Origin of the sequence: Pantoea sp. ME81 (genome assembly GCF_903970985.1) — a bacterium.
In the GTDB taxonomy this organism is placed as follows: Bacteria; Pseudomonadota; Gammaproteobacteria; order Enterobacterales; family Enterobacteriaceae; genus Pantoea; species Pantoea communis.
In genome coordinates, this window is the sequence record NZ_CAJCKS010000024.1 from 1 (window position 1) to 25,935 (window position 25,935).

General features: G+C 46.1%; 26 protein-coding genes and 1 other annotated feature. Of the genes, 18 read left to right on the forward strand and 8 right to left on the reverse strand.

All coding sequences use genetic code 11. The features are described from left to right. The first annotated feature begins 94 nt into the window (after positions 1-94). Together puuR and H7A81_RS06650 are read left to right on the forward strand one after the other, a co-directional pair. A complete protein-coding gene (puuR, locus tag H7A81_RS06645; protein WP_034824711.1) occupies positions 95-652 on the forward strand; it encodes an HTH-type transcriptional regulator PuuR in 558 nt (185 codons plus the stop codon). Positions 653-676: 24 nt separating this feature from the next. Then, positions 677-1,954, forward strand: coding sequence for an FAD-binding oxidoreductase (locus H7A81_RS06650; RefSeq protein ID WP_304622184.1), 1,278 nt, complete (start codon positions 677-679; stop codon positions 1,952-1,954). A gap of 106 nt (positions 1,955-2,060) precedes the next feature. On the opposite strand, the gene H7A81_RS06655 is transcribed toward H7A81_RS06650, so the two are convergent. Further along, complete coding sequence (locus tag H7A81_RS06655) at positions 2,061-2,888, reverse strand: SDR family oxidoreductase (RefSeq protein WP_182057051.1); 828 nt, start codon at positions 2,886-2,888, stop codon at positions 2,061-2,063. Positions 2,889-3,068: 180 nt separating this feature from the next. On the opposite strand from H7A81_RS06655, the gene hisL reads away from it, so the two are divergent. The 15 genes from hisL to H7A81_RS06730 all read left to right on the forward strand — a co-directional run bounded on the left by hisL (position 3,069) and on the right by H7A81_RS06730 (position 15,810). Next, positions 3,069-3,116 carry a his operon leader peptide gene (hisL, locus tag H7A81_RS06660; protein ID WP_100396937.1) on the forward strand — a complete coding sequence of 16 codons (48 nt, stop codon included), beginning with the start codon at positions 3,069-3,071 and terminating at the stop codon, positions 3,114-3,116. Further along, positions 3,092-3,213: a sequence feature (His leader region), on the forward strand. Its footprint overlaps the gene before it by 25 nt. 54 nt (positions 3,214-3,267) lie before the next feature. Next, on the forward strand, positions 3,268-4,167 hold the full coding sequence (hisG, locus tag H7A81_RS06665) for an ATP phosphoribosyltransferase (RefSeq protein ID WP_034824735.1): 900 nt from the start codon (positions 3,268-3,270) through the stop codon (positions 4,165-4,167). Positions 4,168-4,171: 4 nt separating this feature from the next. Continuing rightward, positions 4,172-5,479, forward strand: coding sequence for a histidinol dehydrogenase (gene hisD, locus H7A81_RS06670; protein WP_182057052.1), 1,308 nt, complete (start codon positions 4,172-4,174; stop codon positions 5,477-5,479). Then, positions 5,476-6,546 carry a histidinol-phosphate transaminase gene (hisC, locus tag H7A81_RS06675; protein WP_166932086.1) on the forward strand — a complete coding sequence of 357 codons (1,071 nt, stop codon included), beginning with the start codon at positions 5,476-5,478 and terminating at the stop codon, positions 6,544-6,546. Before hisD ends, hisC begins: the two co-directional genes overlap by 4 nt. After that, a complete protein-coding gene (gene hisB, locus H7A81_RS06680; RefSeq protein WP_182057053.1) occupies positions 6,543-7,610 on the forward strand; it encodes a bifunctional histidinol-phosphatase/imidazoleglycerol-phosphate dehydratase HisB in 1,068 nt (355 codons plus the stop codon). The genes hisC and hisB overlap by 4 nt, the downstream gene beginning before the upstream one ends. After that, positions 7,610-8,200 carry an imidazole glycerol phosphate synthase subunit HisH gene (gene hisH, locus H7A81_RS06685; RefSeq protein ID WP_182057054.1) on the forward strand — a complete coding sequence of 197 codons (591 nt, stop codon included), beginning with the start codon at positions 7,610-7,612 and terminating at the stop codon, positions 8,198-8,200. Before hisB ends, hisH begins: the two co-directional genes overlap by 1 nt. Continuing rightward, positions 8,200-8,937 carry a 1-(5-phosphoribosyl)-5-[(5-phosphoribosylamino)methylideneamino]imidazole-4-carboxamide isomerase gene (gene hisA, locus H7A81_RS06690; RefSeq protein WP_045815223.1) on the forward strand — a complete coding sequence of 246 codons (738 nt, stop codon included), beginning with the start codon at positions 8,200-8,202 and terminating at the stop codon, positions 8,935-8,937. Before hisH ends, hisA begins: the two co-directional genes overlap by 1 nt. Next, entirely contained in the window at positions 8,919-9,695 is a 777-nt protein-coding gene (gene hisF, locus H7A81_RS06695; protein WP_058962036.1) for an imidazole glycerol phosphate synthase subunit HisF, read from the forward strand. The genes hisA and hisF overlap by 19 nt, the downstream gene beginning before the upstream one ends. Further along, entirely contained in the window at positions 9,689-10,300 is a 612-nt protein-coding gene (gene hisIE, locus H7A81_RS06700; protein WP_034824749.1) for a bifunctional phosphoribosyl-AMP cyclohydrolase/phosphoribosyl-ATP diphosphatase HisIE, read from the forward strand. Before hisF ends, hisIE begins: the two co-directional genes overlap by 7 nt. A gap of 117 nt (positions 10,301-10,417) precedes the next feature. Next, positions 10,418-11,734: a type II toxin-antitoxin system HipA family toxin gene (locus tag H7A81_RS06705; RefSeq protein ID WP_166932085.1), complete on the forward strand. Its 1,317-nt coding sequence runs from the start codon at positions 10,418-10,420 to the stop codon at positions 11,732-11,734. After that, the gene (locus H7A81_RS06710) at positions 11,731-12,066 is read left to right on the forward strand and encodes a helix-turn-helix domain-containing protein (protein WP_166932083.1); all 336 of its coding nucleotides are present in this window, start codon (positions 11,731-11,733) and stop codon (positions 12,064-12,066) included. The genes H7A81_RS06705 and H7A81_RS06710 overlap by 4 nt, the downstream gene beginning before the upstream one ends. Next, on the forward strand, positions 12,053-12,529 hold the full coding sequence (locus H7A81_RS06715) for a YbaK/prolyl-tRNA synthetase associated domain-containing protein (protein ID WP_166932082.1): 477 nt from the start codon (positions 12,053-12,055) through the stop codon (positions 12,527-12,529). Before H7A81_RS06710 ends, H7A81_RS06715 begins: the two co-directional genes overlap by 14 nt. A gap of 66 nt (positions 12,530-12,595) precedes the next feature. Then, positions 12,596-13,393: an ABC transporter substrate-binding protein gene (locus H7A81_RS06720; protein WP_034825244.1), complete on the forward strand. Its 798-nt coding sequence runs from the start codon at positions 12,596-12,598 to the stop codon at positions 13,391-13,393. Positions 13,394-13,563: 170 nt separating this feature from the next. Then, a complete protein-coding gene (locus H7A81_RS06725; protein WP_182057055.1) occupies positions 13,564-14,679 on the forward strand; it encodes a succinylglutamate desuccinylase/aspartoacylase family protein in 1,116 nt (371 codons plus the stop codon). 84 nt (positions 14,680-14,763) lie between these two features. Further along, the gene (locus tag H7A81_RS06730) at positions 14,764-15,810 is read left to right on the forward strand and encodes an acyltransferase (protein WP_182057056.1); all 1,047 of its coding nucleotides are present in this window, start codon (positions 14,764-14,766) and stop codon (positions 15,808-15,810) included. Positions 15,811-15,919: 109 nt separating this feature from the next. Here the strand turns inward: H7A81_RS06730 and gndA are convergent, their stop codons facing one another. Then, positions 15,920-17,332 carry an NADP-dependent phosphogluconate dehydrogenase gene (gene gndA, locus H7A81_RS06735; RefSeq protein WP_166932364.1) on the reverse strand — a complete coding sequence of 471 codons (1,413 nt, stop codon included), beginning with the start codon at positions 17,330-17,332 and terminating at the stop codon, positions 15,920-15,922. A 424-nt stretch (positions 17,333-17,756) separates the two neighbouring features. Here gndA and H7A81_RS06740 point away from each other — a divergent pair, with 424 nt between their 5' ends. Beyond that, a complete protein-coding gene (locus H7A81_RS06740) occupies positions 17,757-18,932 on the forward strand; it encodes a glycosyltransferase (protein ID WP_166932077.1) in 1,176 nt (391 codons plus the stop codon). A gap of 100 nt (positions 18,933-19,032) precedes the next feature. On the opposite strand, the gene H7A81_RS06745 is transcribed toward H7A81_RS06740, so the two are convergent. The 6 genes from H7A81_RS06745 to glf are packed head-to-tail and all read right to left on the reverse strand — an operon-like array spanning position 19,033 to position 25,928. Next, entirely contained in the window at positions 19,033-19,932 is a 900-nt protein-coding gene (locus H7A81_RS06745; RefSeq protein WP_182057057.1) for a polysialyltransferase family glycosyltransferase, read from the reverse strand. 5 nt (positions 19,933-19,937) lie between these two features. Beyond that, positions 19,938-20,861, reverse strand: coding sequence for a glycosyltransferase (locus H7A81_RS06750; protein ID WP_182057058.1), 924 nt, complete (start codon positions 20,859-20,861; stop codon positions 19,938-19,940). Between the two features lie 37 nt (positions 20,862-20,898). Further along, entirely contained in the window at positions 20,899-22,728 is a 1,830-nt protein-coding gene (locus tag H7A81_RS06755) for a DUF4422 domain-containing protein (RefSeq protein ID WP_166932071.1), read from the reverse strand. A 20-nt stretch (positions 22,729-22,748) separates the two neighbouring features. After that, positions 22,749-23,876 (reverse strand): glycosyltransferase family 4 protein, encoded by a 1,128-nt coding sequence (locus tag H7A81_RS06760; protein WP_166932069.1) that lies wholly within the window; start codon positions 23,874-23,876, stop codon positions 22,749-22,751. A gap of 10 nt (positions 23,877-23,886) precedes the next feature. Continuing rightward, positions 23,887-24,780 (reverse strand): glycosyltransferase, encoded by an 894-nt coding sequence (locus H7A81_RS06765; RefSeq protein ID WP_166932067.1) that lies wholly within the window; start codon positions 24,778-24,780, stop codon positions 23,887-23,889. After that, positions 24,777-25,928, reverse strand: a complete 1,152-nt coding sequence (gene glf / locus H7A81_RS06770; RefSeq protein ID WP_166932065.1) for a UDP-galactopyranose mutase — start codon at positions 25,926-25,928, stop codon at positions 24,777-24,779. The genes H7A81_RS06765 and glf overlap by 4 nt, the downstream gene beginning before the upstream one ends. Between the last annotated feature and the right edge of the window lie 7 nt (positions 25,929-25,935).

The window sequence follows — 25,935 nt, forward strand, 5'->3', positions numbered from 1 at the left end:
ATCCGGAGTGGCACTCCGATCACGACCCGGTTTCGCAACGCTTGTTTGCGGCTTTTATCCACGCGGCTCTCTGTTATCACAAGGAAAAACAGCCATGAATGATGCCACTCTGGCGCCTGGGCGACGTTTATCGCAAATCCGGCAGGAGATGGGATTGTCTCAGCGTCGCGTCGCCGAGTTGTCAGGACTCACACACAGTGCTATCAGCACCATTGAGCAGGACAAAGTCAGTCCAGCGCTGAGTACCTTGCAGAAATTGCTGAAGGTGTACGGCTTGTCGTTGTCAGAGTTTTTCTCGGAGCCAAAGGTAAACAGCACGCCGCGCGTGATCGTACGTCCGGAAGAGTGCGTGGAGATCGGCAGCCTCGGCGTGTCGTTGCGTTTGGTGGAGAACGGCGCTGAAAAACGTGCGCTGGCGATGTTGATTGAACGCTACGAACCGGGTTCCAGCACCGGAGAGAAACTGCGTCATCCTGGTGAAGAGACCGGAACGGTGCTGGAAGGAGAAATCACGCTGGTGGTCAATGGTCAGAGTTATCACCTTTATTGTGGCGAGAGTTACGTGATCGATACCGGCTTGCCGCACAGTTTTACCAATACGTCTGAGCTGCCGTGTCGCATCGTCAGTGCGCACACCCCAGCGAATTTCTGAGTTCACGCGCTAAAGGAGGATGTGATGCAACATGTGGGAAGTTATTACGCAGCAACCGCGAATGCGCATGAGCCGTGGCCCGAACTGCAGGAATCGGTGCAGTGTGATGTCTGTATTATTGGCGGCGGATTTACCGGCCTCTCCTCGGCGCTGTTTTTGACCGAAGCCGGTTATGACGTGGTGCTACTCGAAGCGGCGAAGATTGGTTTCGGAGCCAGCGGTCGTAACGGCGGCCAGGTGGTGAATTCTTACAGCCGCGATGTGGATGTAATTGAACAACGCTACGGCAAAGACGTGGCGAAGATGCTGGGCAATATGATGTTTGAGGGCGCGGAGATTATTCGCGATCGCATCGACCGTTATGCTATCGCCTGTGATTACCGTCCTGGCGGCATTTTTGCCGCGTTGAATCAGCGTCAGATGGGCCACTTGCGCAGCCAAAAAGCCAACTGGGAGCGCTATGGTAACCATAATCTGGAGCTGCTGGATGAGCGCGCGATTCGTCGCGAAGTGGCGACCGATCGCTATGTCGGCGGCTTGCTGGATAAGCGCGGCGGGCATCTGCATCCGCTTAATCTGGCGCTGGGTGAAGCAGAGGCGATTCGTCGTCACGGCGGACGCATCTATGAACAATCCGCGGCGCTGAAAGTGAAGTACGGCGAACCGCATCGGGTGAAAACCGCCAAAGGTGAAGTCACTGCCACCTTTGTGATATTTGCCGGTAATGCTTATCTCCCCTCACAACTGGAGCCGCGCCTGAGCCGTAAAAGCATGCCGTGTGGCTCGCAAATCCTCACCACCGAGCCATTAAGCCGCGACCAGGCGTTGGGTTTATTGCCGAACAATCACTGCGTCGAAGATTGTAATTATCTGCTGGATTACTTCCGCCTCACCGCCGATAACCGCCTGCTGTACGGCGGCGGTGTGGTGTATGGCGCACGTGAGCCGGATGATATAGAAGCACTGATCCGCCCTAAGTTGTTACGCACTTTCCCGCAGCTTAAGGAGGTGAAATTTAGCCACCGCTGGAGCGGTAACTTCCTGCTGACGCTGTCACGTATGCCGCAGTTTGGGCAAATCGAGAAGAATGCGTTCTTTATGCAAGGGGATAGCGGACATGGCGTGACCTGTACCCACTTGTCGGGAAGGCTGATTGCCGAGGTGCTGCGCGGACAGGCAGAAAGGTTTGATGCGTTTGCCAAATTGCCGCATTTACCGTTTCCTGGCGGCAGGCGGTTTAAAGTGCCACTGACGGCAATGGGCGCGGTGTGGTATGCGTTGCGGGATCGGTTGGGGGTTTAGCCGCAACGCATTGTTGCGGCGCAATTTATTGCGAGTGTTATTTAAAACCCGCGATAAATCGCGCCGCTAGCGAAATAGTGCAGAAGTCTGCACTCGCACGTCAATCTCACTCCAGTGGCATCTTCATCGGGTCATCGTAGCTGTACTCAAATCCCAGCTCGTTGCAGATCTTCGAGCCATCGACCACCTTCCCCGCCGAACGCACGGGCTCGGCAGCAAAGGTCGGTGCCACCAACCCCAACTGCTTCGAAACAAACGGATAAAAATCATCGCGCGCGGGATGTTTCGACGCGCACAGGTTGTAGACACGTCCACCTTTTGGCGTTTGCAGCAACAGTACAATCGCATCCACCACATCATCGAGATGCACCAGATTCACCGCGTGACCACCATTCTCCAGTCCAGTTTTACCCGCCAGGAATCGACCCGGATGACGATTGGGCCCGACCAGTCCCGCCAAACGCACAATATCCACGCTGGTGCCCGGCAGATCGTGCAGCCAGTTTTCCAGCTCCACCAGTGTCTTACCCGCCACACTCTCTGGCTGCAGTGCACTGCTCTCCTTCATTACGCCCGAACCGGTGCCATAGACTGATGACGAGCTAGTGAAGATAATGCGCGGAACCTTGTGCGCCAATGCGGTATCCACCACATTTTGCACTGCTTGCATATAGTCTTCGCCACCCTGCACGGTGCGGCTGGCAGGCAAAGTCACCACCAGCGCTTCCACCGCCATCAGCGTGGCTAATTCATCGGCTTCACACTCAATTTCCGGGGTGAGCACCAGTTGAAACGCCTCAATACCGCAACGGCGCGCGGCATCGACACCATCGGGAGAGGTTTTGCTGCCGGTCACTTGCCAGCCGCGTGCCGTCAGCGCCATCGCCAGCGGCATACCCAGCCATCCCAGACCTACAATCGCGACTTTTTTCATACCGACTCCTGCTTTCCAGCGCTAAGACACTTCATCTTAATCCCAGCGATTATGGCAAACCAGCGCAAACTGTTGCGGAAGGTTCCGAGAACTGACGTTAAAAAAGGGTTGCCAAGCGCCGCCATCTTCGTTAGGTTAATCAGCACGCAAATGAATACTCATTCAGCAACGGAATTTACTATGACACGCGTTCAGTTCAACCACCATCATCACCATCATCCTGACTAGTCTTTCAGGCGATGTGTGCTGGGAGACGATTAGGATCTTCCAGTGGTGCGAACGCAAAGAGAGCCCCCGGAAGATCATCTTCCGGGGGTTTTTTTATGGGCGAACGCAACCCCACTGAGTTCAGACAGGATTGAATAAGAGGACAGGAACCATGTTAGATAACACCCGTATTCGCATAGCTATGCAGAAATCTGGCCGTTTAAGTGATGAATCACGCGAACTGTTGGCCCGCTGCGGTATCAAAATCAACCTTCAGCAGCAGCGTCTGATTGCGTTTGCGGAGAACATGCCTATCGATATCCTGCGTGTACGTGATGACGATATCCCTGGCCTGGTGATGGATGGCGTGGTGGATCTCGGCATCGTCGGTGAAAACGTGCTGGAAGAAGAGCTGCTGGACCGCCGCGCACAAGGCGAAGACCCGCGCTACTTCACCCTGCGTCGTCTCGATTTCGGCGGTTGCCGCCTGTCGCTGGCGATGCCAGTGGATGCGGAATATACCGGCCCGCAGTGCCTGCAGAACTCACGTATTGCCACCTCTTATCCGCACCTGCTGAAGAAATATCTCGATAAGCAAGGCGTCTCCTTTAAGTCTTGCCTGCTGAACGGTTCGGTGGAAGTCGCGCCACGCGCGGGTTTGGCCGATGCCATTTGCGACCTGGTATCGACCGGTGCCACCCTTGAAGCCAACGGCCTGCGTGAAGTGGAAGTCATCTACCGCTCTAAAGCGGTACTGATTCAACGCGACGGCGAGCTGCCAGCAGCCAAGCAAGAACTGATCGACAAAATGATGACGCGCATTCAGGGCGTGATCAAAGCGCGTGAATCCAAATACATCATGCTGCACGCGCCAAGCGAGCGCCTGGAAGAAGTGATCGCCCTGCTGCCAGGTGCCGAGCGCCCAACCGTATTGCCACTGGCAGGCGAAGTGAGCCGCGTGGCGATGCACATGGTGAGCAGTGAAACCCTGTTCTGGGAAACCATGGAAAAACTGAAAGCGCTGGGTGCCAGCTCGATCCTCGTACTGCCAATCGAAAAAATGTTGGAGTAACAGCATGAGCACAATCATGACCCCGATTGACTGGCAACAGTGTGATGAACAACAGCAGCAAGCGCTGCTGATGCGCCCGGCAATTTCTGCTTCGGCGAGCATCAGCGAAATCGTGCGCGATGTGCTGACGCAAGTAAAAGAACAAGGCGATGATGCGCTGCGCGAGTTCAGCGCACGCTTCGACAAAGCGCAGGTGGAAAACCTGCGCGTCACGCCTGAAGAGATGCAAGCCGCCAGCGATCGTCTGAGCGACAAGTTGAAGCAGGCGATGGCAGTGGCCGTCGGCAATATCGAAACTTTCCATAACGCGCAGATTCTGCCCGCGGTGGATATTGAGACCCAGCCGGGTGTGCGCTGCCAGCAGATCACCCGTCCGGTACAATCGGTTGGGTTGTATATTCCTGGCGGATCTGCTCCGCTGTTCTCCACGGTATTAATGCTGGCAACCCCAGCACGTATTGCCGGTTGTGGTCGTGTGGTGCTCTGTTCGCCCCCGCCGATTGCCGATGAAATTCTTTATGCAGCGCAACTGTGCGGCGTAAAAGAGGTGTTTCAGGTAGGCGGTGCGCAAGCGATTGCTGCGCTAGCCTTCGGCACCGAAACTGTACCAAAAGTGGACAAGATCTTTGGCCCAGGCAACGCCTACGTCACCGAGGCCAAACGTCAGGTGAGCCAGCGTTTAGATGGCGCTGCTATTGATATGCCTGCTGGCCCATCAGAGGTTTTGGTGATTGCTGATGAAGGTGCCACACCGGCATTTGTCGCTTCTGATCTGCTATCACAAGCAGAGCACGGCCCGGATTCACAGGTTATCTTGCTGACCCCTTCGCTGAAACTGGCAGAAGGCGTGGCTCAGGCGGTGGAAGAACAGCTCGCGCAGTTGCCACGTGCGGCCACCGCACGTCAGGCGCTGGAGAGTAGCCGTCTGATAGTGCTGCGCGATCTGGCGCAGTGTGTGGAGATCTCCAACCTGTACGGTCCTGAGCACCTGATTATTCAGACGCGCCAGCCACGTGATCTGGTGGATGCGATCACCAGCGCCGGTTCGGTATTCCTTGGCGACTGGTCACCGGAATCAGCGGGTGATTACGCCTCCGGGACGAACCATGTATTACCGACTTACGGTTATACCGCCACCTGTTCAAGTCTGGGATTAGCCGATTTCCAGAAGCGTATGACGGTGCAAGAGCTGACGCCACAAGGCTTCCTCAATCTGGCTTCAACCATTGAAACCTTAGCCGCCGCTGAGCAGCTGGAAGCCCATAAAAACGCCGTTACCCTGCGTGTTGCCGCGCTGAAGGAGCAAGCATGAGCATTGAAGATTTAGCCCGCGCCAATGTGCGCGCGTTGACGCCGTATCAATCTGCGCGTCGTTTGGGGGGTAACGGTGATGTGTGGCTGAATGCCAACGAATTCCCGCTGCCGGTGCCCTTTGAGCTGTCTCAGCAAACGCTGAACCGCTATCCGGAATGCCAGCCGAAGTTGGTGATTGAGCGCTATGCGGCTTTTGCCGGTTTATCGCCGGAGCAAGTGATTGTCAGTCGTGGTGCTGATGAAGGCATTGAGCTGTTAATGCGCGCCTTCTGTGAGCCGGGCAAAGATGCGATTCTGTTCTGCCCGCCGACATACGGCATGTACAGCGTGAGCGCGGAAACCATCGGCATCGAGTATCGCACCGTGGCAGCATTGGATGACTGGCAGCTGAATCTGCCCGCCATTGCCGAACAGTTAGACGGCGTGAAAGTGGTCTACATGTGCAGCCCGAACAATCCGACCGGCAACCTGATCAATCAAGACGATATCCGTAAACTGCTGGAGATGACCGCCGGTAAAGCACTGCTGGTCGCCGATGAAGCCTATATCGAGTTTTGCCCAGAGGCGACTCTCGCAGGTTGGTTGAAAGAATATCCACATCTGGTGATCCTGCGCACGCTATCAAAAGCCTTTGCGCTGGCTGGCCTGCGCTGTGGCTTTACGCTGGCCAACAAGCCCGTGATCGACCTGTTGATGAAAGTGATCGCGCCTTACCCGCTGGCGACCCCGGTTGCTGATGTCGCGGGACAGGCGCTGAGCGAAGAAGGCATTGCGCTGATGCGTAAGCATGTCGCCGAACTCAACGCCAATCGTGCATGGCTGTTTGAACAACTGCCACAGCTGAACGTGGTGCAGCAGGTGTTCCCGAGCGAAACCAACTACATTCTGGCGCGCTTCACTGATTCGCCAAAAGTGTTTAAAACGCTGTGGGATCAAGGCATTATTCTGCGCGACCAAAACAAAAACCCCGGCCTTGCGGGATGCCTGCGCATCTCCATCGGCACCCGTGAAGAGTGCGAGCGCCTGATCGCCGCGCTGCAAGCCTTATCAGTGGAGCAAGCATGAGTCAGAAGACCCTTTTTATCGACCGCGACGGTACCATCATCTCTGAGCCGCCAACGGATTTTCAGGTTGATCGCATGGAGAAACTGGCGTTTGAAAAGAACGCCATCCCTGCGCTGCTGGCCCTGCAAAATGCCGGCTATCAGCTGGTGATGATCACCAATCAGGATGGCCTGGGCACCGACAGCTTCCCACAGGCTGATTTTGATGGCCCACACAACCTGATGATGCAGATTCTGACTTCACAGGGTGTGAAGTTCAGCGACATCCTGATCTGCCCGCATAAACCGGAAGATAACTGCGATTGCCGTAAGCCGAAAACCAAAATGGTGGAAGCCTGGCTGGCACAAGGCGCACTGGATACCGCAAACAGCTACGTCATTGGCGATCGCCTGACTGATATCCAGCTGGCTGAGAACATGGGCATTCAGGGCCTGCGTTACGGTGCAGAAGGTATTGACTGGGACGCGATCCAGGCACGCCTGACCAAGCGTGACCGCCATGCGCTGGTGCAACGCAACACCAAAGAGACGCAGATCAAGGTGGAAGTGTGGCTGGACCGCGAAGGCGGTAGCAAAATCAATACTGGCGTCGGCTTCTTTGACCACATGTTGGATCAGATTGCCGTACACGGCGGCTTCCGCATGAACATCGACGTGAAAGGCGATCTCTATATTGACGATCACCACACCGTGGAAGATACCGGTCTGGCGCTGGGTGAAGCGCTGCTGAAAGCGCTGGGCGACAAGCGAGGCATCGGCCGTTTCGGCTTCGTGCTGCCGATGGATGAGTGCCTGGCGCGCTGTGCACTGGATATCTCTGGTCGTCCGCATATCGAGTTTAAAGCCGAGTTCAGCTATCAGCGTGTCGGCGATCTCAGCACCGAGATGGTTGAGCACTTCTTCAGCTCCCTCTCCTACGCCATGATGAGCACTCTGCACCTGAAAACCAAAGGCAAGAACGATCATCATCGTGTGGAAAGCCTGTTTAAAGCCTTTGGCCGCACCCTGCGCCAGGCAATTCGCGTGGATGGCAACACCCTGCCGAGTTCGAAAGGAGTGCTGTGATGAACGTGGTGATTCTCGATACCGGGTGCGCCAACCTTTCCTCCGTGAAGTGGGCGATTGAGCGCCTCGGCTACACGCCAGAGGTGAGCCGCGATCCGGATGTGGTGCTGCGTGCCGACAAGCTGTTGTTGCCAGGCGTGGGCACCGCGCAAGCCGCCATGAACCAGTTGCAGGAGCGTGACCTGATCGATCTGATCAAAGCCTGTACCCAACCGGTACTCGGCATTTGTCTTGGCATGCAGTTGCTGGGCCGCGGCAGCGATGAGAATGGCAGCGTGACCACGCTGGGTTTGGTGGATGAACCCGTCTCGCTGATGGATACCCAGGGTTTGCCCTTGCCACATATGGGCTGGAACCAGATCACTTCGCAAGCTGGCAACCACCTGTTCCGTAATATCCCGGACGGCAGCTACTTCTATTTTGTGCACAGCTACGCCATGCCAGTGAATGCCGCCACCATCGCCCAGTGCGATTACGGCCATCCGTTCACCGCTGCTCTGCAGAAAGATAACTTCTTCGGCGTGCAGTTCCACCCGGAGCGTTCTGGCAAAGCAGGCGCGCAGTTGCTGAAAAATTTCCTGGAGATGTGATGATTATCCCCGCATTAGATTTAATCGACGGCAAAGTGGTGCGTCTGCATCAGGGCGACTACGGTCAGCAGCGCGACTACGGTAGCGATCCGCTGCCGCGTCTGCAGGATTACGAACGTCAGGGCGCGGAAGTGCTGCACCTGGTGGATCTCACTGGCGCCAAAGATCCGGCTAAACGCCAAATCCCTCTGCTCACTACCTTGCTGCGCGGCGTGAATGTACCGGTGCAGGTCGGTGGCGGCATCCGCAATCGTGAAGACGTTGCAGCCTTGCTGGCAGCCGGCGCGACTCGCGTGGTGGTGGGCTCCACGGCAGTGAAACAGCCAGAGGAAGTGAAAAGCTGGTTCAACGAGTTCGGCGCGGATGCCATTGTACTGGCGCTGGATGTGCGCATTGACGCCAACAATCGCAAAGAAGTGGCAATCAGTGGCTGGCAGGAAGCGGCTGGCGTAACGCTGGAAGAAGTGATTGGCTGGTATCAACCAGTTGGCCTGAAGCACGTGCTGTGCACCGATATCTCCCGCGATGGCACGTTAAGTGGTTCCAACGTGGCGCTGTATAAAGAAGTGTCTGATGCCTTCCCGGACATCGCATTTCAGAGTTCAGGCGGCATTGGATCGCTGGATGACATCGCGGCTTTACGTGGCAGTGGCGCACAGGGCGTGATTGTCGGTCGTGCTTTACTGGAAGATAAATTCACCGTAGCGGAGGCGATTGCATGCTGGCAAAACGGATAATTCCTTGTCTCGATGTCCGTGACGGACAAGTGGTGAAAGGCGTGCAGTTCCGCAACCACGAAATTATTGGCGATATCGTGCCACTGGCGCAGCGCTATGCGCAGGAAGGCGCTGACGAGCTGGTGTTCTATGATATCACCGCCTCTTCTGATGGCCGTGTGGTGGATAAAAGCTGGGTGTCACGTGTCGCAGAAGTGATTGATATTCCATTCTGCGTGGCGGGCGGTATCAAGAGTGAGGAGGATGCCGCGCGCATTCTGCAGTTCGGTGCGGATAAGATCTCCATCAACTCTCCGGCGCTGGCTGACCCGACGCTGATCACGCGTCTGGCGGATCGCTTTGGTGTGCAGTGCATCGTGGTGGGGATTGATACCTGGTTTGATGAAGCCACTGGCAAGTATCACGTCAATCAATATACCGGCGATGAATCACGTACCCGTGTCACCACCTGGGAAACCCTGGATTGGGTACAGGAAGTGCAGAAGCTAGGCGCGGGCGAAATCGTGCTGAACATGATGAACCAGGATGGCGTACGTAATGGTTACGATCTGGTGCAGCTGAAGAAAGTGCGTGAGGTATGTAAAGTGCCCCTTATCGCTTCTGGCGGAGCAGGCACCATGCCGCACTTCCTCGAAGCCTTTGAACAGGCAAACGTCGATGGTGCGCTGGCCGCTTCAGTGTTTCACAAACAAATTATCAATATCGGCGAGTTGAAAAACTTCCTGATCGACAACGGTGTGGAGATTCGCGCGTGTTAACTGCAGAACAACTGGCCAAACTGGATTGGGCCAAAACCGCGGGCATGATGCCCGTCATCGTCCAGCATAACGTTTCTGGCGAAGTGCTGATGCACGGTTATATGAATGAGGAAGCGCTGCAAAAGACGCTGGCGGAAGGCAACGTCACCTTCTTCTCTCGCACCAAAAACCGCTTGTGGACCAAGGGGGAAACCTCCGGTCACTTTCTGCAGGTGGCGAGCATCACCCCGGATTGTGATAACGACACCCTGCTAGTGCTGGCAAACCCGATTGGGCCAACCTGCCACCTCGGCACCTCAAGCTGCTTCTCACCGGCTGCGCCAGATTGGGCGTTCCTCTATCAGCTGGAGCAGCTGCTGGCTTCGCGTAAGAGCGCCGATCCTGAGAGTTCTTACACCGCGAAACTGTATGCCAGCGGCACCAAGCGTATCGCGCAGAAAGTCGGTGAAGAAGGCGTGGAAACCGCACTGGCAGCCACAGTGAACGATCGCCACGAACTGACCAACGAAGCGTCTGATCTGCTGTATCATCTGATGGTGCTGCTGCAGGATCAGGAGCTGGATTTGAGCACGATTATTAATAATCTGCGGGCGCGTCATAAGTAACAGATTGTGCAATAAGCTGCTCAAAATTGACATTTCAAAACTATTTTGAGCAGCATACTTCTCAAAAAAAGCAAAGCTAGTTAAAATTGAGCAATATACTGCTCATTGGAGGTTAGCATGCTTATCCTACAGCTCTACCTTGATGGAAACTGGCACGACGTTGCCGAGCTTGATGTTAAAGAGCCTTCTAAAGGTCGTGAAAGCGCAGCACTTCTTGCTTATGACTTCAATTATGCAGCTGAACATCTCGACCGAAACGATATCGCTAGCTGTAGTTTGAATTATCCCGTAATGCTGATAGGCAGCCATTTTGCGCAGCCTTGGTTTGGTTTCCTCGACGATATTGTCCCAGCGGGAGCAAGCCGACGTTATTGGATTCAGCATCTTGGTTTACAGGGTAAATCTTCAGCTGAGCAAGATTATGCGCTATTGAAAGCCGGCACCATTGCGCCTGTTGGAAATTTACGTATCAAAGATTCCCTACCCCAACTCCCTGAAAATAGCCAACTCAAGACTCGCCGTTTTCCTGCCGAATGGGCGATTGAGAGAGACAGTGATTTTCTTGAATATGCGCAACAAATGGGAGCCGCCAGCGGCGGCGCAACAGGTGCGGGAGGGGAAGCGCCAAAACTGCTGCTACGACGAAATACAAACAGCGAAGTGTGGATTGATACCTGGCAAGATGATCAACAGAACCGGGATATCCCTTATCTGGTCAAATATCCGCGTGGATCACGAAGCCCAATCGACTGCGACATCCTGCGCGCAGAATATCATTTCTATCATGAGTTACAGGCCATGGGTGTAGAGACGATTGACACGCAGGAGATGTTGCTATGCGAAGGTGAACGATACCCCTCGCTTTGGCTACCACGCTTTGATATTGCGTTTGTTGAAAACAGAAAAGTCATGTACGGGCTTGAATCCATCTATTCGTTAATGAAAAAACCACCGGGTAGTTATCTCAATCATTTTGAGGTCATTCGCTGCCTGGTTGAGCGATTAGCTTTAACAGGTGAAGATCGCGAAAAGTTGGTCAGTGAATGGGTTAAACGTGACATGCTCAATGTAGCATTTGGTAATTCAGATAATCATGGGCGCAATAGTGCCATTCTAAAAAAACCATCAGGGATGTGGCTTGCACCGGTATATGACTTCGCACCGATGAAAGCCGATCCAGAAGGCGTGGTGCGAACAACCCAATGGGGTTCACCTTACGAAGAGGGTGGCCATTACAATTGGCAGTTGATTGCTCAACAGCTCAACGAGTTTATCCCTGAAGCGTCATTACTCAATTCGTTGCGTGAGTTAACCCGCAAGCTCGCTGGATTAAAATCCCGACTTGCCGCTCGGGGTGTACCGCATTCAATTCTGGAGATGCCAGGCATTGGTTTTAACTATCTCGAAGAACGCATCGCTGGGTGGCAAATATGAAGAATACGATGACGCCTTTTGAGCGAGAAGCGATGCTGCTAGGCCTTCTTCAACAATTTATTGAGGAGAAGTTAACTCATGGCCAACTCTTAATGCAGCTTCGTAAAAAGGTGCTGGGGTTTTCACAGGAACGCTATGCCAGCTTAGCGGGCATCAGTCGTCGCACGTTATCTGACGTTGAGCTGGACAAAGAAAGTATCACGCTGACTACGTTGAATCGCGTATTTAAACCTCTTGGATTGAAACTGGGCTTGCTGCCACGCCAAAAACATATGATGCAGGAATTACTCAGCAATCTTACTCAACAGGGAGCCCCTGATGACCACTCATGAGAAACTGATCGCCCTTCTCAACCAGCACAACGCGCGCTATCGCGTGGTCGAGCATCCCGCGACTGGCAAATGTGAAGCTGTTGCTGAGATTCGCGGGACTGAAGTGGGACAAGGCGCCAAAGCATTGGTGTGCCATGTCAAAGGTAACGGTATCAAACAGCATGTGTTGGCGGTTCTGCCGGCTGATCAACAGGCGGATTTGAGCAAAGTGGCTGAATCGGTGGGTGGGCGTCGCGCTTCTTTGGCTTCTCCAGCAGAGGTGGACGCATTAACGGGCTGTGTGTTCGGTGCGATTCCGCCCTTCAGTTTTCATCCCGACCTGCGGTTGGTGGTAGACCCGCTGCTGTTTGAACGTTACGACGAAATTGCCTTTAACGCGGGTCTGCTCGAGAAATCAGTGGTGATGAGTGTGGCGGATTATCGCACGATGCATAATGGTAACGTCATGAAAATAATCTGCTAATTGCCATGGCGGACAGTGATCGGTACTCTGCGTTATTCCACATCACGAAAAAAGAAGACCGAAATTATGGCAAGTTCTCGTTTTACTGCCCGCCTGCGTCAGACGCTGGCGCTGGCTGTGCTGGCAGGTTGCGCATTTGGCGCACAGGCAAAGATTGAACAAGTACGCTTCGCGGTTGATCCAACCTACCCTCCTTTCGAATCCAAAACCCCGCAGGGCAAACTGGTGGGTTTTGATATCGACCTGGGCAACGCGCTGTGCGAGCAGATGCAAGCCAAATGCGTGTGGGTTGAGAGCCAGTTCGACGGCATGATTCCAGCGCTGAAAGCCCGCAAGTTTGATGCCATCCTGTCGGATATGGGTATCACTGAAGAGCGTCTGAAACAGATCGACTTCACTGTGCCGCTCTATGATACGCACACCCAATTGATTGCACGCAAAGGCTCTGGCCTGCTGCCAACGGCTGAATCGCTGAAAGGCAAAACGGTTGGTGTTGAGCAGGGAACCGTGCAGGAGCGCTATGCACTGGCAAAATGGCAGCCACACGGCGTGAACGTGGTGCCTTACGGCGATCAGGCGCAGGTTGAAAGTGATTTGATCTCTGGTCGTCTGGATGTGGTGTTCACCGATGCGGCGCAGGCGGCAAACGGCTTCCTGAAACACCCACAGGGCAAAGATTTTGAACTGGCTGGCCCGATTGTGGAAGACCCGATTATCGGTCCTGGCACGGCGATTGGTCTGCGTAAAGGCGACGAAGAGCTGAAAACGGCTCTCGATAACGCTTTCGCTGAGATTAAGAAAAACGGCACTTTTGACAAGATCCAGAAGAAGTACTTCGCCACCGATATCTCGATCCAGCATTAATCAATGCAGGGGCGGTCTTCAGGCCGCCCTGTTCGCGCGGCTAACATGAGCAAGCGCAAATTTAGCGGCTTCATACCCGCTCATTTTCACAGCAGCACTATAATTCCAGTCAATAAAATTAATCAGGCACGACGTTCAGCGTGCCGTAGATACAGGACATCGACCGCGCCATGCAACAACAACATCATCCCTTGTTAAGTGCTTCCCTCGGTACACAGCGCGAAATCGTCAGCTTTCATTTCGGTACCGATTCCCAGCAGCGCGTCTACATTCAGGCGGCACTGCACGGTGATGAACTGCCGGGTATGGCGGTGGCGTGGTATCTGAAACACAAGCTTCTGGCGCTGGAATCGGCCGGGCAGCTCAAATCCAAAATTACGCTGGTGCCGGTGGCAAATCCGCTGGCGATGGGGCAACACTGGCACGGCAGCCATTTGGGCCGATTCCATACGCTTTCAGGTCAGGATTTCAATCGCCGTTTCCCGGCGTTAGGCGATACCCTGGCTGAAGAGTTGGCCGGTTCGTTGACGCAAAGCGAGTATGAAAACAAGCGGCTGATCCGTGATGCCATTGATCGCCATTATCGCGATCGCATTGCTAAAACCGAACTGGATGCGCAGCGCTTCACGTTGATGCGTATGGCCAGTCAGGCTGATTTGATGATTGACCTGCACTGCGACTGGGACGCATTGCCGCATCTCTACACGACCCCGCATGCGTGGCAGGATATCGAGCCTTTAGCGCGTTGGTTAGGTAGCGAAGTACAGCTTCTGGCCCAAATCTCTGGTGGCGAGCCGTTTGATGAAGCCTGCTGCGAGCCATGGTTAACGCTGGCCGAACGGTTTGGTAGTGAGTATCCGATGCCACGGGGTTTGTTGCCAGTGACGTTAGAATTACGTGGGGTTGCTGATGTTTCGCCAGAACAGGCGGAGAAGGATGCGGATGCGATTATTAATGCCTTGATTGAGGGTGGCTACATTGCGGGTGACGTGGTTGAGTCCCCTGCTCTGATCAACCCTGCAACGCCGCTGGCAGGTTGTGAGTATATCCATGCGCCGCATTCAGGGCTGTTGTTGAATCGCCGTGAGTTGGGCGAATGGATCAAGCCGGGTGAAGTGGTGGCCGAGATTGTGGACCCAATTACCGACCAGGTGACGCCGCTGGTGGCGGAGTTTGGTGGGGTGCTGTACGCGAGGAACCTGATGAAGTTTGCTACGGCGGGAATGCTGGTGGTGCGTTTGGCTGGGGAAAATGCGGGACGTGAGGGCGAATTATTGGTGGTTTAACAAAACAACAAAAAATCACTATAAAAATGATTTTTTTTTCGTAAAATAAACTCCTGTTTTATGGAGTTCATAACTGGTAATTACATGCTTAAAGATATACAAGCGTTAAGGTTTTTCGCAATATCATTTGTTGTATTCCTTCACCTGCCAATTATTCTTCCTAACAATCACACCTATAACGAATTGCGCAATTTCACTAATACAGATAGTGGTGTTGAACTTTTTTTTGTAATAGCAGGTTATTTTTTATCACTTACACTGGATAAATCTTCTAACCACATTAATTCAACGCCTGATAAAATAGTGTATTTGATAAAGATTTACATAAAAAAGATAAAAAGATTATCTCCTCCGGTATATTTCTGGATTGCTATTCCAATGTTATTCTCGTTAATCACTAAGAACTCAGAATTGTGGTTACCTTATAACTTGATGATGGAGAAATTCTTTGCCTCTTTTGTATGGCTTAGAAATTTTGAAGAGATTGGTACCGAAGGTGATTTTGGTTACATGTGGGCACTTTCTTTAGAAATGCAATTCTTCATAATTTACCCTCTTGTATACTTAACTTTTGGTCGCAAGAAAACCATCATTACTTCCGTCGTAATCTGTGTATTTATGATGTTTTATCGGCCTGGCGGTGGTCCTGCCTGGATGTTTAGATTTGATCCTCTTTTGTACGGCACACTACTTTATTACATCGTTAGTTCAATTGATTTAACTAAACTTTCATTGCAAGAGATTAATCTTAGTCCATTAAAAAAATCTGCTATTGGGCTTATGATGATCATTTCTTTAGCTGTTGTTCCACAGGCACTAATTCACTTATGGACATTTAGATTTAGCGCAGCCGCTATGATTTCAACGGTGTGTGTTTTCTTAGCTGTCATGAATACAGGTTTTTTTACCAGTTTCCCATCAATCTTAAACAAAATTGTATCTTATATTGGAGGCCGGTCATTTTCATTATTTTGTTGCCACATTCCAGTATGGTTTATAATTTTCCAACTAACTCATGGTCACAATATTTCAGATTCAGGCAGGATAGCATTGCAAATATTATCTATGTTCATTGCAACAGAATTAACGTATCAGATTTTAGAAAAACCATTTATTAAAAAAAATAATTAACGCCCAACTTTTGACATAAGAAACCCCAACAATATGATAAGTTGGGGTTTTTTTTAAGAATAAAAAATTTTCAAACTAAAATCGTGTTACAAAATGAAAACACGATGTGTTAACTTTCGAGCCACTCCGTATGGAATACACCTTCTTTATCGATACGCTTATAAGTGTGCGCACCGAAGTAGTCACGCTGAGCCTGAATCAGGTTAGCAGGCAGTACTTCTGAACGGTAGCTGTCGTAATAGGCAATTGCAGCAGAGAAGGTCGGAGTTGGGATACCATTCTGAATTGCATAAGACACAACATCACGAAGTGCCTGCTGATATTCATCGGCAATGTTTTTGAAATATGGATCCAGCAGCAGGTTAGCAATATCAGCATTGCTCGCATAAGCATCAGTGATTTTCTGCAAGAACTGAGCACGGATGATGCAGCCAGCACGGAAGATCTTAGCGATTTCACCGTAGTGCAGATCCCAGTTGTTCTCTTCTGAAGCTGCACGCAGCTGAGAGAAGCCCTGAGCATAAGAAACAATTTTGCCCAGATACAGAGCACGACGCACTTTCTCAACAAACTCAGCTTTGTCACCGGTGAAAGCTTTAGCCTGAGGACCGCTCAGCACCTTAGAGGCTGCAACACGCTGCGATTTCAATGAGGACAGGTAACGAGCGAAAACTGATTCGGTGATCAGCGACAGCGGCTCGCCAAGATCAAGAGAACTCTGACTGGTCCACTTACCGGTACCTTTGTTAGCAGCTTCATCAAGAATCACATCCACCAGATATTTACCGTCTTCGTCTTTCTTGGTGAAGATATCTTTGGTGATGTCGATCAGGTAGCTGCTCAGCTCGCCGTTGTTCCAATCAGTGAAAGTCTTAGCCAATTCTTCGTTGTTCAGACCCAATGCACCTTTCAACAGTGCATAAGCTTCAGCAATCAACTGCATGTCGCCATATTCGATGCCGTTATGGACCATCTTCACATAGTGACCGGCGCCGTTTGGACCGATGTAAGCAACACAAGCTTCACCGTCTTCAGCACGCGCAGCGATTTTGTCCAGAATTGGCGCAACCAGTTCGTACGCTTCTTTCTGACCACCAGGCATGATGGAAGGACCTTTCAATGCACCCTCTTCACCGCCGGAGACGCCGGTACCAATGAAGTTGAAGCCTTGGTCTGACAGTTCTTTGTTACGACGGATGGTGTCTTTATAGAAGGTGTTACCGCCATCAATAAGGATGTCACCTTTGTCTAGGTGAGGAGTTAGAGAAGCAATAGTTTTATCAGTCGCTTCACCCGCCTGCACCATCAGCAGGATACGGCGAGGTTTTTCCAGCGATTCAACGAACTCTTCAACGGTGTAGAACGGAGCAAGTTTTTTGCCATGATTCTCTGCGATAACTTCATCAGTCTTTTCGCGCGAACGGTTGAAGATAGAAACAGTGTAACCGCGGCTCTCAATGTTAAGAGCCAAGTTACGGCCCATAACTGCCATACCTACAACGCCGATCTGTTGCTTGGACATTACATACTCCTGTCTGTGGTCGCTTATAGTGTTACTGGTAACACTATTCTATAAGTGATCGATATGTTAACTCAACCGTCACTAAGTTAGGTAGAAATTGATGCTTAAATGGTGTCACTTTTTTAGTGACAGCAGCCTACTCTTTGATTTGAGCTTTACATATCTTAGAACAGTCAAGTGACTGAAATCTAAATTCATAAATCGTGAATATCAAAATATTAAAAACCACTTAAACTACTCATATCATGTTATAATGGCAGTAAATAACATAAATTAATAACTGAGAGTATCAATATGTAATTCTATAACTACTATTTTTGACAGCTAACTAGGTTGTGAGATTAGAGATTCAATGGAAAGCACTGAAAAAATTATACGTTGATTATTCATTAGCTTTATGGTTAATTCAAATAAGGATTTAAAATTGATAAACCTTAAAACCCTCATCCTATTTTTTAGATACTACATGCTTTCAGCATTTACATTTAGCCGAAAGATAACAACAATCCATACAATAACTTTCCGTGTGTTTTCTCCCGAAGGAGGCAGGGGTGGAGGTTCTGCAGTACAGACTTGTCAACAAATATTAATGCAGGATCGTCTTAAAGATTTAAATCTTAAATATACTTATTTCGAGGAAAATGAATTTTCAAAAAACTGGCAAAGTAGGTTAGCCGATCTTTTTGGCGCGATTCAGTTTGTGATTTTAAAAACAAAAGATGAAAAAAACTGCGCCTATATAACTCATGATTATGGAACCGCTTTCGGTCTAGGATTACTTCGCAAGAAATATGTGTATATTTCACACCTTCAAGGCCCTAGAGTGGAAGAGAAGTATAACTATGGTGAAATATTCACAAAAACTGATGAATGGATTGTGAAATTTTGCGAACGGTTTGCATTTAAAAAAGCATTCTATGTCTGCTTTCCCAGCAAAGGAGCCCAAGAATATTATTTTCAGAGTAAATACCGTTCAATTAATAAAGGCCAAGCTAGAGTTGGGCCTGTGCTATACAATACAATTTTTGCAAATCCTGAACCAGAATCTATTAGCAATATTACTAAAGATGATGAGTTTGTTACCATATTATCAGTAGGGTCCCTTCTACCAGCTAAGGGATTAGATCTTGCACCAGGATATTTAGAGAAAAAAATTTCAAATAGCGAAAAAAAAGTTCGATGGATTTTAGTAGGTTCAGGTCATCTTAAAGATAAGATCATCGAACAGGCTAGGGAGTTAGAGAAAAAGCATGAAAAATTCAATTTTATTTTTCATGAAAACTTGACCTATCCACAGATAAGATTTTTAAATTCAATCTGCGACATATATCTTATGCCGCATAGAGTTTCTATTTTCGACCTCGCTACTTTAGAAGCTATGAAAGAAGGCAAGATGGTTATCCTTTCACCTCGAGGTGGAAACTTCGATTTTAATAAAGATGGCAATATAATTTTCACAGATAATGAAAGCATCAATATCTTTAATGAAAAAACCATAAAAAAATTTGGGGATAAAAATAGAGAGGTTTATCAAAACTACTTTTCAACAACTAAGTTTAAAGAAAACTATTGTCGTATTATAAGTGACCTTACGAAATAACAATATGTAGGTGAGCCAATATTTTTGGTTCACCTACATTAGCAATAATCCGAAACTAACCATTTGACTGCCCCTGTAAAAGACAGTGAGATTGAGCTAATCAACTCATTAGTAATGACTGCACCGCTCTTAATTTCACCTGTCGTTCAGAAAGATATCCTGAGTCAAAGACCACAGCTGGAATACCACATACTGTCTCTGAATTAACCAACAAAGTTGAATAAACACCTGCAATCACTCTAATCTTCTGAATGTTTTTTAAAATAAAAAGATCAGATATTGGGGCTGCATGTTCAATATAGGTGAAATTAGTTTCCACGCTATTTTCCAACTCATCAATCAATTTTTTTTCCGCAGGGAGTCTTGTATGACCTAATAATATAATATTAAAACCTAGCCGTGACTGTTCTTTGATAAATTTAACATACTCACCCCTAATTAAAGAATTCTTATTCTCATCAGGAAAACCACCTTGGCCAATAACAATAATATTATTATTATTTTCAATAAGCGGTACTCGATAGCATCTGTCTAAAGATCTCAATTTCTCCCGAGTTTTAGGAATTGATATTGGTAAGCTAATTAATGAATCTAAATCATTAAACACATGAGGATGCAAACAATAAAACTTAAAGTTTTCATCGTATGAACCTTCAAGAAACTGCAGATAGCTTGTTAATCCCTCTTCATAAAAAGAATATTTCTTACTAGGAAACGCTTCCGTTATTACCAATATCATTTCTGGAAATGGAGAATATACTTCATCAAACCAATCAATAGAGTGCCTGTAATTTATTCTCTCAATGTAATAATCAGTGTGATCAATTGTTTCGACCGTTTTCCATGAATGCAATCTATGTGCCCATAGCACATTCGAATTTGAAGATTGCCTATCCATTGTTATTAATAAGTGATCTTCGTAAATCTCTTCGGACATTTCAGCAACAACCGAAGCTATCAATGTTGAATAGAAGCCAGTTGAAATAAATAGCCTTTTCATAACCATCACCCGAATTTAACTTTTATTTTATTTACAATTAATAATGCTAGTTTAAAAGACTTTATGATGAGAGTTTTGAAAAAAAGATTATAGTTAGTTTTATTTATAACTTTAGCTTTAGCTCTATCCTGTTGAGTGATTTTTTCAACATCAAGGACTGACAAGTCGTACTCATAGGTTGGTAGCCTTGATTGTTTTTTTGAGTAATAATTAATCAGATGATATCTATAATTATCGACTTTATTTAAATCCATTATAGGCAAGCGCGGATGACCTGATTCCTTATCAATATTAAACAAATAAGATATACCGCTCAATTTATAAAAATCCATTGCCAAACTCAACTTAATAAAATATTCCCATATAGAAAACTCAGTTACATTCTCGTCAAAGTATCCTATCTCTTTAATAATTGATTTTGGGAAAACAAAACACAGAGAAGCGCAAGTATGACTAACAATCATTTTTTTTGCCAGAAAAAGCTCATCGTTTGATGGATGTTTTCTAGAACCCAGTAATAATGGTCGATTTAAAAAACGTGTACTGTAGTGAATTTTCACTTCTGGATAATATAATTTAACACCTTGATGCCGAAAACTATGGTAAAGCTCTTCAAAAAAGCAATAGTCAATTCCATCATTTTGGTCAACTATAATAAGATACTCTCCCGACGCACTCCTTATGCCTATATTAATAGCTTTAGCATAATTATTATTGGCATCAAAGGATACAACTTTTATCTTTCGAACAGTTTCTTCATCGAAGGCGTTTATTACAGATGAAATTGCCTCTCGCTCCTCTTCGAGACAGATGATGATCAATTCCCAATAAGTAAATGATTGTCTATTTAGCGTAGAGATAATCGGTTCAACTGAGGAGGAAGTTACCGCGGTAATTGCAGAAATGAAAGGATTTTTTGTTTCACACATAGTTAGAAACTCAAAGCGGCGCAAATGCGCCGTCTTATTAAAAGTTAATTTTGAATGCTCGCAATAATTTTCCGATTATAGCTTTATTTAGCTTAAACTCAATTCCAAAAACCTTAGTGAGAATAAAGCCACCACTTATCCGGTAAGAAATTTTACCTGCATAACGCTCAATGAGTTTATCTTGTTCAGACATCGGTGCATGTGGATTTTTCTTTCGGTATTTCCAGTAAAAATCCTTGAGTGGATGGACACAAGTCAGAGTCCATGGTTTACGACGATCAGTGTAATGTAAAATACCAATATCAAGTAACGTTTCCGATTCTTGCTGCATACTGTATTTACGTTCAAGATCGTTAGCTGTAAACATACGACTGTTTACATTCCATTTCAAAGGTAAAATTTTAGCTTCATTCTTAAAAGTAATATTTAAAATGTCTTGGTCCTGAAGACTAATTTCTCGGTTATTAACATAGAAATTAATCATATAGTCATTAAATACATCTTCATATTTTTCTCTAATAACTTTCAGGTCAAAAACTATCATGCCTGCATTAAAATAATTATTATCAGCTCCCAGGATAAGGCGCCTGGTTTGAAGCAGACCACCTTCATCAAGCGATGCACCGATACATTTTCCATCAAGAGGTTCTAACCAAAGTTTAGCAATATCATCTAGACAAATCATATCTGAATCTAGATAAATTATTTTATCTACATCTTGAAGAACCTTATGAATAACTAAGCGGTAATAGGTATTCAAAGATATGTAGGACCTATTCAATGGCAATGAAATAAATAAATCAGGGTCAATTTCAACAAATTTAATCTGTACATTGCTCTTTAATTCTAATAATAGTAAATCTCTCTTTTCGTTTGAGAGGTTTTTATCACACAAAATATGGAAATTTATTCTTTGGTTTTCATTTGAGTTATCAAGGATTGATTCTATCGTTGCACTTGCATGAGGATAATATTTGTCATCAAACGACATGCAAATATTAATTGTTTCATCAAGAAGGATTTTCTCCTCTTTCTTCTTATCACTAATACCCTTTAAAATTAATTCTTTATCAATTACAGGAGCTTCCGCCAAATACATCAATCCAGCAGTGCTTATTTTAATTCCTTTATGTTCTCTACGCGCGAATAAAACATATGCATTAACTAATCTTTCAGCTATGAAACCCCAAATTCGCGACTGATATGAGTCGTAAGAGCTAATATCAACCTTACTCTCAGCTTCTTCCAAGACACCGAATAAAAATTCGCAATATTCATGATAATATTCACGTTTCATAATTGCAATATTTGCAAAGAAGCATGAGGTTGAATACATTGACTCCAAGAGCGCCAAATAATATTTTGGATATTTCTCTTTTACAATCTCCACTATAACATCGAGATCTTTTTTATAATGATCCAAAGCATACTGATCATAATTTGACATTACTTTCCATGGAAGTCCGACAGGATGAACATTCCATATCGGCCCCGTAATTATATCTTGGCCTTCACAAATACTTCTGATACTTTCAGGATCCAATTTGTGTTCATTTATAATGTCATCATTCAATCGATTAATCACATTATAGTCACCATGAGATTTAAGTGATAAATATCTCCTATAATGCATCAAACCATAATAATCAGCCTCATCATTTTTCCACGCCCAATATATTGCAGTAAGTTCACACCAAGATTTATTTTTATGAGAAATATTATCTCCAGTGTCATCACCAATGCAATATTCAAGTTCAGTATTAGATAATGCCCGGCCAACTTGAATGGGGATAATACATTCATTTTTAATATAAGGAGATTGTTTGTGATGACAAACATATATTTTAACGTTAGGATTTTTTGCCACGTAAACCTCAAATTTAAATATCAAATAATTTCAAGATAAAGTGATTTAGTCTTTTCATAAACTGATTCAAGACTAAAACGCTCTTCAACAATTCTTCGTCCTTGCAACCCCATTTTAATTCTCAACAGTGGGTTTGAAAACAAACTCAGAAGCTTCTCTTTAAACTCATCCTTGTCCCCTGGTCTAACGACATATCCATTAACACCATCATTAATAATACTGTTACAGCCACCGCTATCGTAGACTAAGCAGGCACGGCCAGTAGCTGCTCCTTCAATTATTATTCTTGGAACTCCCTCAAAATAAGTGGAGGGCAATGCCACAATATTGCATTCTTCGATCAATTTAGGAATATCACTGCGTTTACCGAGCCAATTAATTAGACCACATCGGTGCCACTCCAAAATTTTTTCTTTAGTAATAGCATCTGAATCACCTTCGATCTCAATTCCTGCAACATTTAGAATAAATGATTCACCTTGCAACTTAAGTTCTTTATTAATGTTAACTAATACCTCAAGGCCTTTAGACTTTAACATTCTTGCTGCAAATAAAACTACCGGTGGGGTATTTTCAACCTCAGGTCGATATTGATATTCAGTTAAATTTATCCCTACCCCATCAATCACAGAGCATTGTTTACATGGCACTTGTATTAAATCAATCAGTAGCCTTAAATCCTTTTCATGCTCGAATGTTAACCTGCTTTTTGGATTTTTGAAAATGAAAGAATAAGTTTTACGAACAAAAATATTTAATAACTTAAATGTTATTGTCTGATTCATGAAAACTCTGCCGAGTCCCACAAAGCTTGAAACAAAAGGTTTCTTTAAAAATCTTGCATATATACCACCAATGATTATTGGCTTTATTGTTATGGCGTGTAGAATGTCTGGATTTAAGGCAGTGAGAAGTTTTATTATATTGATGAAATCTTTTGAAGCTGAAACAAAATTCAATGATCTTTCATTCATGCCAGACTCATGGCAAATAAAACCCTGCGTGTTTAACGTAATTCTTTCATTTTCGCTAAAGTGCGCTATTACATGAACCTCATACCCATCATTCAAGAAAAGCTTAGCTCGATCCAACCAATGAAGTTGGAAATACCAACCAGAATTAATAAAAAAACATATTCTCTTTTTCATTTAGGCACCACTAGTGGTTATAACCACTAATTTTTTTTATTCCGTGAAAAATTCCTTTGATCAAGTAGCCATAATATCTTTTTTTATTTTTGCAAGTTGACCCAACTAAAAAATATTTAATAAGTCTAAACACTTTCGAATTGGATGAAAAATAATCAAAATTATGATATAAATATTTACTTAAAAATAAATTTCTTGATAGATAGTATATTTTCCACTCTTGATTATCCCAATTTGTAAAAGCTTTAACATCATGTATAAATTCAAGTTCTATACGGAAATTGATCTTATAACCCATTAAATTTAAGTATGATGAATAATAAACATCATCATAATATAAAAAAAGTTCTTCTTTAATAAAAGTGTATGTTTCCGACAATAACTTTGCAGGAATAACTGCACCAACAAAAGAAAAGGAAATCACTTCCGATGACAATCCAGGTTCTGCTGTAAACGTAGAAGGGTCTCGCAAATATTTTATGTTTTCGAAAAACGAGGCTGGTTTTAACTTCCACGGGAGATTCATCCTACAAACCTCACCTTCTTTGTTTTTGACTACCGAACAATATATCTCATTAATATTTGGGTTCATTCTTTCGAAACAAACCAAAAAATCTTCACATGGATATGCATCATCATCATAAAATATTACCCAGTCAGTGAGAATACTTTTAGAGATGAATTCTGATCCATAATGAAAACCTCCAGCACCACCATTATTATTATTCTTATGAAGTATGCTTACTCTGGAATCATCTATTGTTTCGAGCCATTCTTTAGTTCCATCACATGACGCGTTATTTACAATAACAATATGCTGAAATGGCAACCTCCTGGTTGCCATTACCGTGTCTTTTAACTTATTTAGTCTGTTAAATGTTACTATTAAAGCAGTTACGTTCATCTAACTGAAACCGAAAATGATGGCATTAGAGATTTTTGTTCAATGCAGTCAAGGTAAACCTTTGCAGTGTTTAATGCTTCAGCAATTGTTACATCCATGTCGAGATAGCGGTAGGTGCCTAACCGCCCCACGAAAGTAACATTTTTCTCTTGTTCAGCTAAGTTAAGATATTTCTCTAACATGTCCATCTCACCAACCTGTCTGATTGGATAATATGGAATATCATTTTCTTCACAGCTACGGCTATATTCCTTATAGCATACCGAACCAGAATGCTTTTCCCACGGAGCGAAATACTTATGCTCAGTAATTCGAGTGTATGGTACTTCCTGCTCACAATAATTCATGACCGCGCAACCTTGGTAATCACCATCATGATAAAACTTTTCAAAATCTAGAGTTCTATAGCCTAAACGGCCGAATTGATGTTCATAATATCCATCAAGAGGACCACTATAGAAAACATGATCAAAGCTATCAGCATCAGTTTTAATAAAATCAGTATTTAACTGAGTTTCAATATTTTCATGATCAAGAATTTTTTCGACAATGACAGTATAGCCATCTTTAGGCATCCCCTGGAATTTATGATTGAAGTAGTTATCATCATAATTAAAACGAACAGGAAGTCTTTTTAAAATTGAAGCGGGTAACTCGGAAGGATGCATACCCCACTGTTTAATTGTATAGCCTTTAAAGAAGGCTTCATAAAGTTCACGCCCGACAAAACGCAAGGCTTGTTCCTCGAAAGTTTGTGGCGACTCAATCGCTGACTCACCTTTCTCTTCTATCAGCTTCTTAGCCTCATCTGGAGATAATGTCAGGTTAAAGAATTGATTTATAGTGTGAAGATTGATTGGCAGTGAGAATACTTTTCCATTAACCGTTGCTTTAACACGGTTAACATATGGCATCATTTCAGTATATTGATTAATATAGTCCCAAACCACTTCATTATCAGTATGAAAAATATGCGGCCCATAGGTATGTATAGTCACTCCAGTGGCATTATCAATTTCACTGTAGCAATTCCCAGCAACATGTTCTCTGGCATCAATTACTTTTATTTTATGGCCTTTATCTGCAAGTTGGCGGGCAATTACAGCACCTGAAAAACCAGCCCCTACAACTAAAATTTTCTTGCTCATCATCACT